This window comes from Pseudoduganella sp. GW821-FHT11H04, assembly GCF_058807935.1.
The window spans coordinates 133,497-146,465 of record NZ_JBXARE010000007.1 but is presented as its reverse complement, the minus strand read 5'-3'; the positions used below and the strand labels follow the sequence as shown (position 1 = coordinate 146,465).

At 59.1% G+C, this 12,969-nt stretch carries 13 protein-coding genes and 1 pseudogene; 12 read left to right on the top strand and 2 right to left on the bottom strand.

Going from position 1 to position 12,969, the window contains the following annotated elements; translation table 11 throughout:
- Positions 1-290 precede the first annotated feature (290 nt).
- The 6 genes from rnr to AC1RTP_RS17155 all read left to right on the top strand — a co-directional run bounded on the left by rnr (position 291) and on the right by AC1RTP_RS17155 (position 8,029).
- On the top strand, positions 291-2,858 hold the full coding sequence (gene rnr, locus AC1RTP_RS17180; RefSeq protein ID WP_498608883.1) for a ribonuclease R: 2,568 nt from the start codon (positions 291-293) through the stop codon (positions 2,856-2,858).
- 60 nt (positions 2,859-2,918) lie between these two features.
- On the top strand, positions 2,919-3,650 hold the full coding sequence (rlmB, locus tag AC1RTP_RS17175; RefSeq protein WP_200951574.1) for a 23S rRNA (guanosine(2251)-2'-O)-methyltransferase RlmB: 732 nt from the start codon (positions 2,919-2,921) through the stop codon (positions 3,648-3,650).
- Between the two features lie 170 nt (positions 3,651-3,820).
- Positions 3,821-4,564 (top strand): serine O-acetyltransferase, encoded by a 744-nt coding sequence (gene cysE / locus AC1RTP_RS17170; RefSeq protein WP_498608881.1) that lies wholly within the window; start codon positions 3,821-3,823, stop codon positions 4,562-4,564.
- 9 nt (positions 4,565-4,573) lie between these two features.
- Positions 4,574-5,248 (top strand): YceH family protein, encoded by a 675-nt coding sequence (locus tag AC1RTP_RS17165; protein ID WP_498608879.1) that lies wholly within the window; start codon positions 4,574-4,576, stop codon positions 5,246-5,248.
- Positions 5,249-5,351: 103 nt separating this feature from the next.
- Positions 5,352-7,229, top strand: a complete 1,878-nt coding sequence (locus AC1RTP_RS17160; protein ID WP_498608877.1) for a methyl-accepting chemotaxis protein — start codon at positions 5,352-5,354, stop codon at positions 7,227-7,229.
- Positions 7,226-8,029: an outer envelope protein gene (locus AC1RTP_RS17155; RefSeq protein WP_498608875.1), complete on the top strand. Its 804-nt coding sequence runs from the start codon at positions 7,226-7,228 to the stop codon at positions 8,027-8,029. Before AC1RTP_RS17160 ends, AC1RTP_RS17155 begins: the two co-directional genes overlap by 4 nt.
- Here the strand turns inward: AC1RTP_RS17155 and AC1RTP_RS17150 are convergent.
- The gene (locus AC1RTP_RS17150) at positions 8,026-8,337 is read right to left on the bottom strand and encodes a hypothetical protein (RefSeq protein WP_498608873.1); all 312 of its coding nucleotides are present in this window, start codon (positions 8,335-8,337) and stop codon (positions 8,026-8,028) included. The genes AC1RTP_RS17155 and AC1RTP_RS17150 overlap by 4 nt on opposite strands.
- A gap of 84 nt (positions 8,338-8,421) precedes the next feature.
- On the opposite strand from AC1RTP_RS17150, the gene AC1RTP_RS17145 reads away from it, so the two are divergent.
- The 5 genes from AC1RTP_RS17145 to AC1RTP_RS17125 all read left to right on the top strand — a co-directional run bounded on the left by AC1RTP_RS17145 (position 8,422) and on the right by AC1RTP_RS17125 (position 12,366).
- Entirely contained in the window at positions 8,422-9,237 is an 816-nt protein-coding gene (locus AC1RTP_RS17145) for a hypothetical protein (protein WP_498608871.1), read from the top strand.
- Between the two features lie 214 nt (positions 9,238-9,451).
- Positions 9,452-10,975: an FAD-dependent monooxygenase gene (locus AC1RTP_RS17140; RefSeq protein WP_498608870.1), complete on the top strand. Its 1,524-nt coding sequence runs from the start codon at positions 9,452-9,454 to the stop codon at positions 10,973-10,975.
- Positions 10,976-11,019: 44 nt separating this feature from the next.
- Complete coding sequence (locus tag AC1RTP_RS17135; protein WP_498608868.1) at positions 11,020-11,211, top strand: DUF6891 domain-containing protein; 192 nt, start codon at positions 11,020-11,022, stop codon at positions 11,209-11,211.
- 540 nt (positions 11,212-11,751) lie between these two features.
- Entirely contained in the window at positions 11,752-12,024 is a 273-nt protein-coding gene (locus AC1RTP_RS17130) for a hypothetical protein (RefSeq protein ID WP_498608866.1), read from the top strand.
- A 72-nt stretch (positions 12,025-12,096) separates the two neighbouring features.
- The gene (locus tag AC1RTP_RS17125) at positions 12,097-12,366 is read left to right on the top strand and encodes a hypothetical protein (protein WP_498609098.1); all 270 of its coding nucleotides are present in this window, start codon (positions 12,097-12,099) and stop codon (positions 12,364-12,366) included.
- Here AC1RTP_RS17125 and AC1RTP_RS17120 read toward each other — a convergent pair.
- Positions 12,360-12,473: pseudogene (locus tag AC1RTP_RS17120) on the bottom strand (IS30 family transposase); the annotation flags it as partial. The gene AC1RTP_RS17125 and the pseudogene AC1RTP_RS17120 sit on opposite strands and share 7 nt — an antisense overlap.
- Between AC1RTP_RS17120 and AC1RTP_RS17115 the strand changes: the two are divergent.
- Positions 12,465-12,959: an ASCH domain-containing protein gene (locus AC1RTP_RS17115; protein WP_498608864.1), complete on the top strand. Its 495-nt coding sequence runs from the start codon at positions 12,465-12,467 to the stop codon at positions 12,957-12,959. The pseudogene AC1RTP_RS17120 and the gene AC1RTP_RS17115 overlap by 9 nt on opposite strands.
- The last annotated feature ends 10 nt before the right edge of the window (positions 12,960-12,969 follow it).

The window sequence follows — 12,969 nt, the reverse complement described above, 5'->3', positions numbered from 1 at the left end:
ACGGAGGGACTCGAACCCCCACACCTCGCGGCACATGGACCTGAACCATGCGCGTCTACCAATTCCGCCACGTGGGCATTAGCAATAACATCTGCTATCATACTGCTTTGGTGAGTTTTGCGCCAGATGAACTTTCATTCCACGCTGCACATCGACTCGCCATTCCCGCATCGCTGCGAGAGCCAGAATTATAGAGGAAACTCTACCGATGTCAAAGGGTCTGCGAAAGATTTTTGTGTGCGGCCCTTCCTGTTACACTACCAACCAATAATAAGATTACTGAAGAACTTTTGAACTCCACTCATATCATTCCTAGCCGCGAAGAGATTCTCGGCATCTTCCGCAGCGCCAAAGCGCCGCTCGACCTGCGCACGTTGGCGCTGTCGCTCAAAGTCAAAGCCGATTCCCATGCCGTCCTGACGCGCCGCTTGAATGCGATGGAGCGCGACGGCCAGATCCGTTCCGATACCAGCGGTTTTTATGTGCTGGCGGACCATTCCGAATTCATTGCCGGTCGCGTGTCCAGCCACCGCGACGGCTACGGCTTCCTGATTCCAGACGAACCGGGCGAAGACCTGTTCCTGGCCGAGCGAGAAATGCAGAAGGTGCTGCACGGCGATAAGGTGCTGGGCCGCATCACCGGCTACGACCGCCGCGGTCGTCCGGAAGGCACCATCGTTGAAGTGGTCCAGCGCGGAACCACCCACATCATCGGCCGCCTGCTGAAGGAGAACGGCGTGTGGGTCGTGGCGCCGGAAGACAAGCGCATCAGCCAGGACATCCAGGTGCAAGGCGCCGTCGGTAAAGCCAAGTCGGGCCAGATCGTCAGCGTGGAGCTGACCGAGCAGCCGGGCCGCTTCAAACAGCCATCGGGCAAGATCGTTGAAGTGCTGGGCGATATGGACGACCCGGGCATGGAAATCGAAATCGCCGTGCGCAAGTTCGGCGTGCCGCACATCTTCTCGGACGCCGCGCTGAAGCAGGCCTCTAAGCTGCCGGACGTGGTGCACGAAGCCGATTGGGGCGAGCGTGTCGACCTGCGCGACGTGCCGCTGGTGACCATCGACGGCGAAGATGCGCGCGACTTTGACGATGCCGTGTATTGCGAACCGGTGAAGATCGGCCGCAGCAAGGGTTTCCGCCTGATCGTGGCGATTGCCGACGTGTCGCATTATGTGAAGCCGAACGATGGCCTGGATGGCGACGCGATTGAACGCAGCACCTCGGTCTACTTCCCGCGCCGCGTGATTCCTATGCTGCCGGAGAAGCTGTCCAACGGCCTGTGCTCGCTGAACCCGCGCGTTGACCGCCTGACCCTGGTGTGCGACGCCGTGATTACCGCGCAAGGTGAACTCAAGGCTTACCAGTTCTATCCAGCCGTGATCCACTCGGCTGCGCGCCTGACTTATACCGAAGTGGCAGCCATTCTTGGCAACACCAAGGGTCCGGAAGCAGCGCGCCGCGCGGAAATCGTGCCGCACCTGCAGAACCTGTACGACATTTACCACGCACTGCAGAAGTCGCGCCAGGAGCGCGGTGCGATCGATTTCGAAACCACCGAGACTTATATCGTCTGCAACCCGGCCGGCAAGATCGAAAAAATCATCCCGCGCACCCGTAACGATGCGCACAAGCTGATCGAAGAGTGCATGCTGGCGGCAAACGTGTGCGCGGCGGACCTGCTGCTGCGCCACAAGCACCCAGGCACCTACCGTATCCACGCCGGCCCGACCAAGGAAAAGCTGACGCAAGTCCGTGATTTCCTCAAGCAGCTCGGCCTGTCTTTGGGCGGCGGCGATACGCCGGTAGCCCGCGACTACGCCGACTTGATGAAGAAGATCAAGGAGCGTCCGGACGCGCAATTGCTGCAAACCATGCTGCTGCGCTCCATGCAGCAGGCGGTGTACAGCCCTGACAATATCGGCCACTTTGGTTTGGCGTATGAGGCCTATGCCCACTTCACCAGCCCGATCCGCCGTTATCCGGACTTGCTGACCCACCGCGCCATCAAGGCGATTTTGGCGGGCAAGAAGTACGAACCGAAGATCAGCGACCAGTCGGTGCTGAACACGACGATCTCGAACGCACAGCGCCGCCAGGCTTTGAAGGACAAGCAGGAAGGCAAGGAGAAGAAGGCCAAGGGCGACCATAGCATCTGGGACGCGCTGGGCGTGCACTGCTCGGCCAACGAGCGCCGCGCCGACGAAGCTTCGCGCGATGTGGAAGCATGGCTGAAGTGCTACTTCATGCAAGACAAGCTGGGCGAAGAGTTCAGCGGCATCATCACGGGCGTGACCAACTTTGGCATCTTCGTGCAGCTCGACCAGCTGTTCGTCGAAGGTCTTGTGCACATTACCGACCTCGGCGCCGACTTCTTCGAATATGACGACGCACGCCACGAACTGCGCGGCCAGCGCACCGGCAAGCGTTACCAGCTGACGGGCCGCGTGAATGTGCAGGTGGTTCGCGTGGACCTGGAGTCGCGCAAGATCGACCTGCGCCTGGCTGACAGCGAAATCTCGACCCTGCCGCCGCAAGGCAAGAAGCCATCCCGCAAGGGCGGCGGCCTGGTAGGTTCGCTCGGCGAATTCGACAGCTTCGATGAAGACGACAATCAAGCCGTAGCGCGCAAGCGCAAGGCGGCACGCGGCGCTGCCGCTCCGTCGATTTCGGCGCGCGATGAAGCGCCGACCCGCTCGCCGGGACGCTCGACTTCCAAGCGTGGCGCCGCTGCTCCGGCTTACGCGCCACCGGCGCCATCGCCCCGCAAGGCCGCCAAACCAAAGTCCAAGACCAAGCCGAAGGCGGCCACCGCGACCCGCGTGACCAAGGCTGCAAAGCCTAAGAAAAAACGATAAGCACCCCTCCGGCGCTTCGGCGCCGGAACTATTTTGAGAACTACGATGTCCAAGAACAAAATGATTTTCGGCTTCCACGCCGTTACCTCGCGCCTGCGCCACGAAGCTTCCAGCGTTGAAGAAATCTTCTTCGACCAGGCCCGCGACGACCGCCGCATGAAAGACCTGATCGCCCACGCGAAAGCTGCTGGCGTGCGCGTGATGCCGGTGGAATCCGAGCGCCTCGACAAGATCGTCGGCACCCGCCGCCACCAGGGCGTGATCGCCTTCGCCTCGCAGCTGTCGCTGGCGCGTAACCTGGACGAGCTGTTGGATATGGTGGAAGGCCCGCCGCTGCTGCTGGTGTTGGATGGCATTACCGATCCGCACAACCTGGGCGCTTGCCTGCGTGTGGCGGATGGCGCTGGTGCGCATGCTGTTATCGCTCCGAAGGATCGTTCGGTTGGTTTGAACGCCACCGCGGCCAAGGTGGCTTCCGGTGCGGCGGAGTCGGTGCCGTTCATTACCGTGACCAACCTGGCGCGCACGCTGCGTGAGCTGAAGGAGCGTGATATCTGGCTGATCGGCACTTCGGATGATGGCGACAAGACTTTGTACGAAGGCGACTACTCCGGTCCGACCGCGATTGTCATGGGCTCGGAAGGCGAGGGCATGCGCCGTTTGACGCGTGAGACTTGTGATGTGCTGGTGTCGATTCCGATGTTTGGTTCGGTAGAGTCGCTGAATGTGTCGGTGGCTTCGGGCGTGTGCTTGTATGAAGCGCGACGTCAGCGGATTGCTCGCGAAGCTTAAACCGGTAAACCGATGTCTGACCCACAGGGTCAGACACCTCGGCCCGCGGCTGTCGCGTATCGGTGTCTGACCCTATGGGTCTGACACCGGGTTACCGGTTTGGCAGCCAGCAAGTAATAAGCATATGCGCTATGATGTTCCTCTGAACAACAGCCATCCAACGCACCACCATGTTTGACCACCTCCGTGACGACATCCGCAGCATCATCGAGCGCGATCCCGCAGCTCGCAATGGCTGGGAGGTGCTGACCTGTTACCCAGGCCTGCAAGCGATCGTCATGCACCGCTGGGCGCACTGGTGCTGGACCCACGGCCTGAAATGGCTGGGCCGCTTCATTTCCTACTTCGCCCGCATCATCACCGGCATCGAGATCCACCCCGGCGCCACGATTGGCCGCCGCGTCTTCATCGACCATGGCTTCGGCGTCGTGATCGGCGAGACCGCCGAAATTGGTGACGACTGCACGATCTACCAGGGCGTCACGCTGGGCGGCACCTCGCTGCACGCAGGCGCAAAGCGTCACCCAACGCTGGAACGCGGCGTGATCATCGGTGCAGGGGCCAAGATCCTTGGCGGCTTCACGGTCGGCGAATACGCCAAGGTCGGCTCAAACGCCGTGGTGCTGAAACCAGTACCCGCCGGCGCTACCGCCGTCGGCAATCCCGCCCACCTGGTCCAGAAAGAACACGCAGCACCATCGGCAACCTCGCGCTTCTTTTCCGCATACGGCGTGACCGCCAACGGCGACGATCCGCTGTCCAAGGCCCTGCATAGCCTGATCACCCACGCGGTAGCGCAGGAAGAACAGATCGAACGCTTGTCGGCAGCGATGAAGGCGGCGGGCCTGGCCTGTCCGGACCTCAAGCCTTGCGACAAGCTCGATCAAACAGAACTCAACAAACTGGTCGAATAAGGAAGAACCATGGACGACATTCTGGACCCGTTTGAAATCCGCGTGCTCGCGGTATTGGCCGAAAAAGAAGGCCTGACGCCCGATAACTACCCGCTGTCGCTGAACGCGCTGACCAATGGCTGCAACCAGCTCTCGAGCCGTGAACCGGTGATGCAGCTGTCCGATGAAACCGTGGCCGACGTGCTGGCCCGACTGGCCGAGCGCAAGCTGGTGGGCACCGTCAGCCAGTCAGGCGCGCGCGTGGTCAAGTACGAGCACCGCATGCGCATGAAGTGGACGCTGGAGCAGGACAAGCTGGCGGTGCTGGCCATCCTGATGCTGCGCGGCCCGCAGACGGCCGGCGAAATCCGCACCCGCACCGGCCGCCTGCATGAATTCAAGTCCGTGGCCGATGTGGAAACGGCGCTGCAATTCCTGATTGATAAGTACCCGCCAATCGTCGCCAAGCTGCCACTGGCGCCCGGATCGCGCGAACCGCGCTACGGCCACTTGCTGGGCGGCGAAGAAGCCCTGGCCCGCGAGTCCACCGCAGTTGCATACGGCGGCAGCGCAAGCAGTGCAGGCGAGGGCGGAGGCAGCCGTGCCGACCGCGTGGCGCAATTGGAGCAGGAAGTCGCCGCCCTGCGCGAAGAAGTTGCCTCCCTGGCAGCCCAAGTCGCTGAATTGAGGGCAGTAATCGAGTAGTAGTAGCTGTTGTGAGAATCCGCCATATTCGTTTGGATTGATTGTGGCGGCTCCCGTGCGTTGATATGCTGGACGGATAACATCAACAGCCACGGGAGATCGAATGGAATTGCTGCACCGCTTGTCCATCCGGCACAAGCTTCTTCTCAGCATGGGCCTCTGCCTGCTGCTGTTCATTATCATCTCATCCACCCTCAGTATCATGAAGACCAGCCAGGCCGCGCGCGAGCGTGTGCTGGGACATGAGCTGCCGGCGCAGGTAGCGGCTATCCGCAACGATGTGCTGCGCCAGATTGCCACGCCGTTGGCTGTCTCTAAAACGCTGGCCAACAATACCTTCCTGCATGCCTGGGAAGATGCCGGCGTGCCGGACGAGGGTCTCGCCGCCTGGTCGACGGAAGCAAAAAACCTGAAGTCGAAAAATAACGCCGCTACGGTGTTCTGGGTTTCGCGCGCGACCGGCAAATATTTCACCGATAAGGGTTATGACCGCACCTTGAACGAGAAGGCGGCCAGCGACCAGTGGTTCTACGGCTTCTTGTCCGGCAGCTCGGCATATCAGCTGGACATCGACAAGGACGTCAGCGCCGATTCGTATATGTTGTTCATCAATACCCGCGTGCAAACAGCGGGCGGCAAGCAGGCCGTGGCCGGACTCGGTTTGTCCGTCAACGCGCTGGCTGAGGCGGTGCGCAACTACAAGCTTGGCCAATCGGGCTATGTGTACCTGGTGCGTGCCAACGGTTTGATGCTGATCCACCGCGACCCGAAAATGGTGGACGGAAAACACCAGCTGTCTGAAATGCAGGGCATGACGCCAGCCCTCGCCAAGCGCTTGCTGGGCGGCGAAGCCTTTGTGGCGGACAGCTTCAAGGACGCCAACGGCGAACAGCTGGTGGCTTCTTCCTTCATCCCGGAATTGAACGCCTACCTCGTTGCGCAAGTGCCCGAGGCCGAAGTCCTGGCCGGTATCGCGCGCGGTGCGGCAATGACCTCGCTGATCGCAGCCGTCATTGGCGGCGGCATCGGCATGCTGGCGATCTTCATCATCGCCCGCGCCATTGCAGCACCGGTCGCGCATGCAGCCGAACTCCTGGAAGACATTGCAAGTGGCGGCGGCGACCTGACGCGCCGTATGCCTGTCGAAACCCAGGACGAAATTGGCGCCCTGGGGGCTGCATTCAACAAATTCGTCGAATCGCTTAACGCCACCATCCTGCGCGTGCGCGAGAGCAGCCGCGCCATTGGTGAGGCTACGGGCGATATCGCCAGTGGCAATATGGATTTGTCGGGGCGCACCGAAGCGCAAGCCTCCAACCTGGAGGAAACGGCGGCGGCGATGGAGCAGCTTACTTCGACCGTGCATAACAATACCGCGAACGCGGCGCAAGCCAATAAGCTGGTGGCAGGAACGGCGGAATCGGCCAAGCGCGGCGGTATCGTGGTGGGGCAGGTAGTCGAGAAGATGGCCTCGATCACCGCCAGCTCGAACAAGATCTCGGACATCATCGGCGTGATCGATGGCATCGCGTTCCAGACCAATATCCTCGCACTGAATGCAGCAGTGGAAGCAGCGCGCGCCGGCGAACAAGGGCGCGGCTTTGCCGTCGTCGCCAGCGAAGTGCGCAACCTGGCCCAGCGCAGCGCGGCAGCAGCGAAAGAGATCAAGGAGCTGATCACGGAGTCGGTGCAGCAGGTTGCCGATGGCGGCAAGCTGGCCGATTCGGCAGGCTCCGCGATGCAGGACATCGTCAAATCGGTGCAAAATGTCGCTGGCCTGATGCAGGAGATTGCCAGTGCGAGCCAGGAGCAAAGCCTTGGCATCGACCAGGTCAACCAGGCCGTAACCCAGATGGACGACACCACGCAGCAAAATGCCGCGCTGGTGGAAGAAGCCGCCGCTGCAGCGCAATCGCTCAGCGAGCAGGCAGCACGACTGGAACAAGTGGTGGGACTGTTCAAACTTAAGGAGAAAGCATGACCCGAGCCGCATTTGCCATCGCAGCCCTGGCGCTCGCCGCCGCACAACCAGCCTTTGCGTTGGACTGGATGGACAACTCCATCGGCTACCGCTATGGCACCAAGTTCGCCGAGCCATACAACACGCAGGACATTCACAAGAACATCATCAACCTGACGCACGCCAGCGGCTACGCCTACGGCAGCAATTACATGAACCTGGATGTGCTGAAGTCAGACAGCAAAGACGACAGCGCAACCGAGACCTACCTGTTGTATCGCCATACCCTGGACATCGGCAAAATCAGCGGCAAGGAATTCAAAGGCGCCGGCATGCGCGGCCTGGGTTTTACGCTGGGCTTCGACTGGAACCACAAGAACGACAAGGGATACGCGTCGCGCAAGCAAATGCTGGTGGCCGGGCCGACGCTGATGGTGGATGTGCCGGGCTTCCTGAATATCAGCCTGCTGGCGCTTTGGGAAAGCAATAAGCCGATTGGCGTGAATTCGCGCTACAACTACGACACGCACGCCATGTTGAACGCCGCTTGGGGCATTCCGCTAGGCAGCGGCTGGTCTTTTGAAGGGTATATGAACTACATCGGCAGCAAGGGGCGCAACGAGTTTGGCGGACCGACGGGGCCGGAGACCAATATCGACATGCAGGTGATGTACGACTTCAGCGCGGCGATGGGGTTGAAGCCGGGCAAGGTGAAGGCCGGCTTCGAATACCAATACTGGCGCAATAAGTTCGGTAATCCGTCCAACGTGCCGGGTAGTTTGGCGAAGACCCCGATGGTCCGCGCCGAGTACCACTTCTAATCAGACGACTGATTCTTAGGTTTGCCCTGGCTGTCGCTGATACGGAATTTCTTACGGCGGTCACCCATCAAGTAGCGCAGGTCGCTTATTGTCAGTTCGGAGACTTCGTGCATGCGAATGAGCAGCGCGGCTCCAACTGGCAGTCGGCGATGGCGGATCTTGCTGATCACCGGCGGTGCAATTTCCAACGCACGGGCCAGGGCCGCGTCGTTCTTCAGCCTGAGATGTTCGATGAGAGCGTCGAGCAAGCGGTTCGGGTCGTAGACCCGTTCGGATGCCATCAATGCGGTTACGTCTGATTCGGCCATACTGTTCCTTTCCCTTCCGAGAATTTGCGACTACTTATAATATATTACCTTATCGTAAATAAAATTGCATTCGGATAACTATAAATGCAGAGAGAGTCGAATTCACAATCGGTCGTCAAGGTCATCGCATCCTGGCCATTCCTGGCCTTTTTGCTGACGCTCTTGCTAAACGACTGGTGGTTCAAGTACACCTTCCCCGGAGCGCTCACCGGGAAATTGTCTGACTTCGCAGGAATCGCTTTGGTTGGAACGTTAGCGATGGCGATATGGCCGAAGCGCGTTCTTTCGGTGGCCGTGGTGATCGCTGCCATTTTCGTTTGGTGGAAGGGACCCGCGTCCCAATTCGTCATTGATTCGATCAATAGTGTGATGCCGGTTCAGATTGGACGAACCGTTGATTACACGGACCTCGTAGCGCTTTGCGTACTCGCGATGTGCCCACATTTTTCGACTTGCGCGGATCGCTATTCATTGTTCTCTCAACGCGCACGACGCGCGTTGCGCATTCCGCTGTTTGCCGCAGTCACGTTCGCAATAATGGGAACCTCAGCTGCGCCTATGCGCGATGCATATTCCATTCGGCGCGCATCATCGTCGTTCGCGTTTGAGCGCGGCAAGATCGCCGAAGTGATCGCCGAAGTAATGAAAAGCCAGGGCCTCGAGTGCAAAGAATGTTCGAGGCCCGACGAAGGCGCCCTATACGTTGGGCGCGGCATTGCGGCCCGCTACAAATTCAATGACGGCGATGCCGTTTCCTTCCAAATTGACGGTTCGTACAACGGCCCATTTTTCCGTTCCAGCGACGGCGATAAAGCCGATGCGCTGCGGAAGATGCTGAAGGCGAAACTGGCAGAGCGCTTTAGTGGCCTCGAATACGTTGAGCCTTTGTCGGTTCCTTGACCGGCTTTTTAAGCCAGTGTTATAGTCTTCCTGTCGGAAAAGGCAGACTTGGTTTGGTAAGCCCAAGTCCTTTCGGTAACGAAAGCTCTGGTCTTTGGCCCTTGCATCAGATCCCCACGACGAATTTTTTGACGCCGCCTGGCGTCCAATAGTTCGTCCGTGCGCAGCCTGATCTTGGGAACGCTCCGGTCGAACATCGACTAAGGAGCTATGCATGCCGACACCCCACACCCAATCCCATGACGTTCTGATCGCCGGCGCCGGTCCGGTTGGCTTATTCCTCGCCTGCGAGTTGCGGCTTGCCGGCTGCTCCGTGCTTGTGCTGGAGCAGATGCCCGATCCGCACACGCCGCTGAAGGATCTCCCGTTCGGGTTGCGAGGCCTTACTGTGCCGACCATCGAGAGCTTCGACCGGCGCGATTTGCTTGCTGCGCTCCAGGAGCACGCGGTCAGCCGCAAAGAGCCGTCCGCAGCGCACTGGATGCAGCAAGCTCGCCGTCCTGCGGGGCATTTCGCAGGTATTCAATTCTTCCACGACCAGATAGACAGCGAGCAGTGGCCATTCCGTCTGCCTGGCCCGGTCAGCAATGTCGCTGCGGACATGGCAAGTATCGAGGCTGTCCTGGCGACTCGTGCGCAGGCCTTGGGTGTCGAGATTCTACGCGGCTGCAGCGTTGAGAAGTTCGAGCAATCTGCGGACGGCGTGACAGTATTCGCAGGCGCCACAGCATTCCAGGCGCAATGGCTTGTCGGTTGCGACGGCGGACGAAGCACTGTACGCAAGGCTGCTGGCATCGGCTTTGCTGGCACCGATCCAGAGTTCACTGGCTACTCGGTGCTAGTCAAGCTGCCAGCCCCGGACCTGCTCAAACCGGGCCGCCATTACACGGCGACAGGCATGTACACATTTGCCGCCCCAGGCACGATCGGTATGGTCGATTTTGACGGCGGTGCTTTCCACCGCAACGAGATAACACGCGAGCACGTCGAGTCCGTGCTGCGCAAGATCTCCGGCGCCGATGTCCGCGTAACGGACTTGGAACTCGCCACCACATGGACCGACCGCGCCTTTCATGCAACGGAATACATGAAGGGCCGCGTAATCCTGGCCGGCGACGCTGCACACGTCCATTCGCCGCTGGGCGGGCAGGGCCTGAACCTTGGCCTTGGCGATGCGATGAACCTTGGTTGGAAACTCGCTGCGACGATACGCGGAAGCGCCCCTGCCGACCTGCTGCATAGCTATGCCCGCGAGCGGCGGCCAGAAGCTATGCGGGTTCTCGACTGGTCGCGCGCGCAAGTAGCACTGATGCGTCCAAGCCCAAGCTCGCGCGCAATGGAGTCGATCATCCGCGACCTTATGGAGACTGGGGACGGAGCGACTTATTTCGCCAGGCGCGTGTGGGGTGTCGGCATTCGTTATGAACTCGGCGACGCACATCCGCTTGTGGGGCGCAGTGCGCCGGACTTCGAACTGGCCGACGGTTCAAGGTTGAATTGCCACCTGCGATCCGGCCTTGGACTGTTGCTCGACTTCGAAGGGCGCGAAGCTTTAAAGTTGCTGGCTGAAAGCTGGGCTGAGCACGTTCGTTATGTAGCCTGCGGTGCAAAGGATCACCTCGGATTGAGCGCTTTGCTGGTACGGCCCGATGGAATCGTTGCATGGGCCAGCGATTCCGGTGGCGCTGAAACTAGCCCTTCCAGTAGCCTATCCAAATGGTTTGGAGATCCTGAATAATATGGTGTGAGAATCCGCGTATTTCTCGATCTGGGCAAAATGCTATGCTGCCTGGCGCAGCACGGTCTCATGTTCGCCTTTGGGGATATAAGGATACCGACGAAGGTAAGGCCGCGGTTGCCACGATGATTATCGCGGCGCTGGAACGACAAGGGTTTGCGGTTGAATGGAACGGCAGCGTCCAGAAGAAGATAAGAGTGCCTGAGATTAATTGGCAGCGCCGGCTGCAACACTAATTCTTTGAGTTTGCGATTGAGAGAGGTCAGTCTTGGTTTCTGCTGCTGTATCCTTTTTCGCCGACATCTTGGTCCCGGTAGTTTCGTTCGCGTTGGAGGTGTGCATATACATTCTTATTGCGAGCGTTCGCCCATGGCGATACCTGGTTTCCTCGGCTTTTCGCGCCAAAATTAATGCGCAATATGTGGGCAAGAATCCGGTAGTCAAATGGTGGCATGTACTTTGGGGAAGTGCGCTGCTCATCGCGAGCCTGGCGGTTGTCGTCGGCATTGCATGGTTCTTGTCTCAAATGGAATCGGGGACTAGACCGTCGCCAAGTCTTCGCCAGCAGGCAGCGGATAAGGCCGAGCAGGTGATCATTGAGCACTTGAAGCGATCGGGTAGCAAACAGTGACCGCTATTCCGTCAAAGACTTTTGTGAAATGGATGGCCGCCATTATTAGCGGTGTCCTTATCTTTATTGCGGCGTTTCTTTTCATGATGGCGGACCCCTGGATGATGGGCTGGCCTACGTCAGCTCAACGAAGTTGGGTAAGCCGGTGAGCGCTGGTCGGATGCAGGAATATTTCCGGTTGCTTGCGGGGATTGGCAACCCAATCATCTATTCTGATGGGACGATGACGAAATACAGCTATGCGGGCGGTGGCTTTTTGGCGATTGGTCCCGGATGGCAGAAGGGGATTCAATTTGGATGCCAAGCAAACGTGCCGATTCTGGCGAGCTTGGACAACACGAATGAGCTGAAAGTAGGTGACTTCAATCAGCGCATGATCGACGATGACTGGTGTTTGATTTTTGAGAAATTCGATTAGGAGGGCTGAGGCAGACTGAGGCCCGTCCATGGCGGACGGAAAACATTAGACTATTCACTACTTCAAAACAAAATGCTCAAATACCTGAAAAGATATTGGAACGAAGGCCGTGGCGACGAGTACGATTCGTGGGGGACGTCATGGTGGTTCTTTGAAGTGAATGATAAGGATGAAGTTATCCGACAAGCCGAGCTTTACGAAGTCGGGCGGCTTCTGCGCTATAGCTCCGCGCACGTAGAAGACGAATTCGGGGCACTCGCTGAAATTTCATCCGATATGCCGGATGCAAAGTACGTAGCGATGTCGCCGGAGGAGTTTGAAGAGATCTGGAATCGACGCTGAGCCGGTGTTTCGTAGTCTCTGGGGCGCTCGTTAAGTCGGTTCGCCAGCGCGTCAAGCTGCCCCTTTGAGGAATTCAACAAATCCAAACTCTTGGGAAAATGCTGCCGACCACACGTATACCTGCGCACCTGGGGGACTTCTGGGATGCTTTCGCTAATTCCATCGGTGGCGTGGACGCTGCCCGTTTCTACGAGGTGTGCATCTTCGGCGATAGTGAGGATCTGGCGAATGAGCTTGCCGAACTTGTGCTTCAGGGCACCAAGTGCGCAACAGCAGGGTCGGTCTGGTCCTGCGAAGGTGAAGGAAGGCGACTTCCCATGCGGGGCGATCTCAGTATCGTCACGAACTGGTCGGGCAGCCCGCTGTGCATCATTGAAACCGAAGCAGTCGAGGTTATGCCTTTCAGCAAAGTCAGTTCCGAGTTTGCGGCTACTGAAGGCGAAGGAGATGGCTCGTTGTCGTTCTGGCGGGAGGCACATAGACAATACTTCACCCGCGAATGCGCCCGAGCAGGCCGTCAGTTCAGCGAGGACATGCTTGTTGCCTGTGAGCGGTTCAAAGTCGTCTACCAGCCCTCAACCAATGTAGTCTAACCGGCCGCTC

What these genes read in the sequence shown, in the direction of transcription:
- rlmB (WP_200951574.1), top strand. Translation starts at nt 2,919, where the DNA reads ATGATTTTCGGCTTCCACGCCGTTACCTCGCGCCTGCGCCACGAAGCT.
- cysE (WP_498608881.1), top strand. Translation starts at nt 3,821, where the DNA reads ATGTTTGACCACCTCCGTGACGACATCCGCAGCATCATCGAGCGCGAT.
- AC1RTP_RS17165 (WP_498608879.1), top strand. Translation starts at nt 4,574, where the DNA reads ATGGACGACATTCTGGACCCGTTTGAAATCCGCGTGCTCGCGGTATTG.
- AC1RTP_RS17160 (WP_498608877.1), top strand. Translation starts at nt 5,352, where the DNA reads ATGGAATTGCTGCACCGCTTGTCCATCCGGCACAAGCTTCTTCTCAGC.
- AC1RTP_RS17155 (WP_498608875.1), top strand. Translation starts at nt 7,226, where the DNA reads ATGACCCGAGCCGCATTTGCCATCGCAGCCCTGGCGCTCGCCGCCGCA.
- AC1RTP_RS17150 (WP_498608873.1), bottom strand. Translation starts at nt 8,337, where the DNA reads ATGGCCGAATCAGACGTAACCGCATTGATGGCATCCGAACGGGTCTAC.
- AC1RTP_RS17145 (WP_498608871.1), top strand. Translation starts at nt 8,422, where the DNA reads ATGCAGAGAGAGTCGAATTCACAATCGGTCGTCAAGGTCATCGCATCC.
- AC1RTP_RS17140 (WP_498608870.1), top strand. Translation starts at nt 9,452, where the DNA reads ATGCCGACACCCCACACCCAATCCCATGACGTTCTGATCGCCGGCGCC.
- AC1RTP_RS17135 (WP_498608868.1), top strand. Translation starts at nt 11,020, where the DNA reads ATGCTGCCTGGCGCAGCACGGTCTCATGTTCGCCTTTGGGGATATAAG.
- AC1RTP_RS17125 (WP_498609098.1), top strand. Translation starts at nt 12,097, where the DNA reads ATGCTCAAATACCTGAAAAGATATTGGAACGAAGGCCGTGGCGACGAG.
- AC1RTP_RS17115 (WP_498608864.1), top strand. Translation starts at nt 12,465, where the DNA reads ATGCTGCCGACCACACGTATACCTGCGCACCTGGGGGACTTCTGGGAT.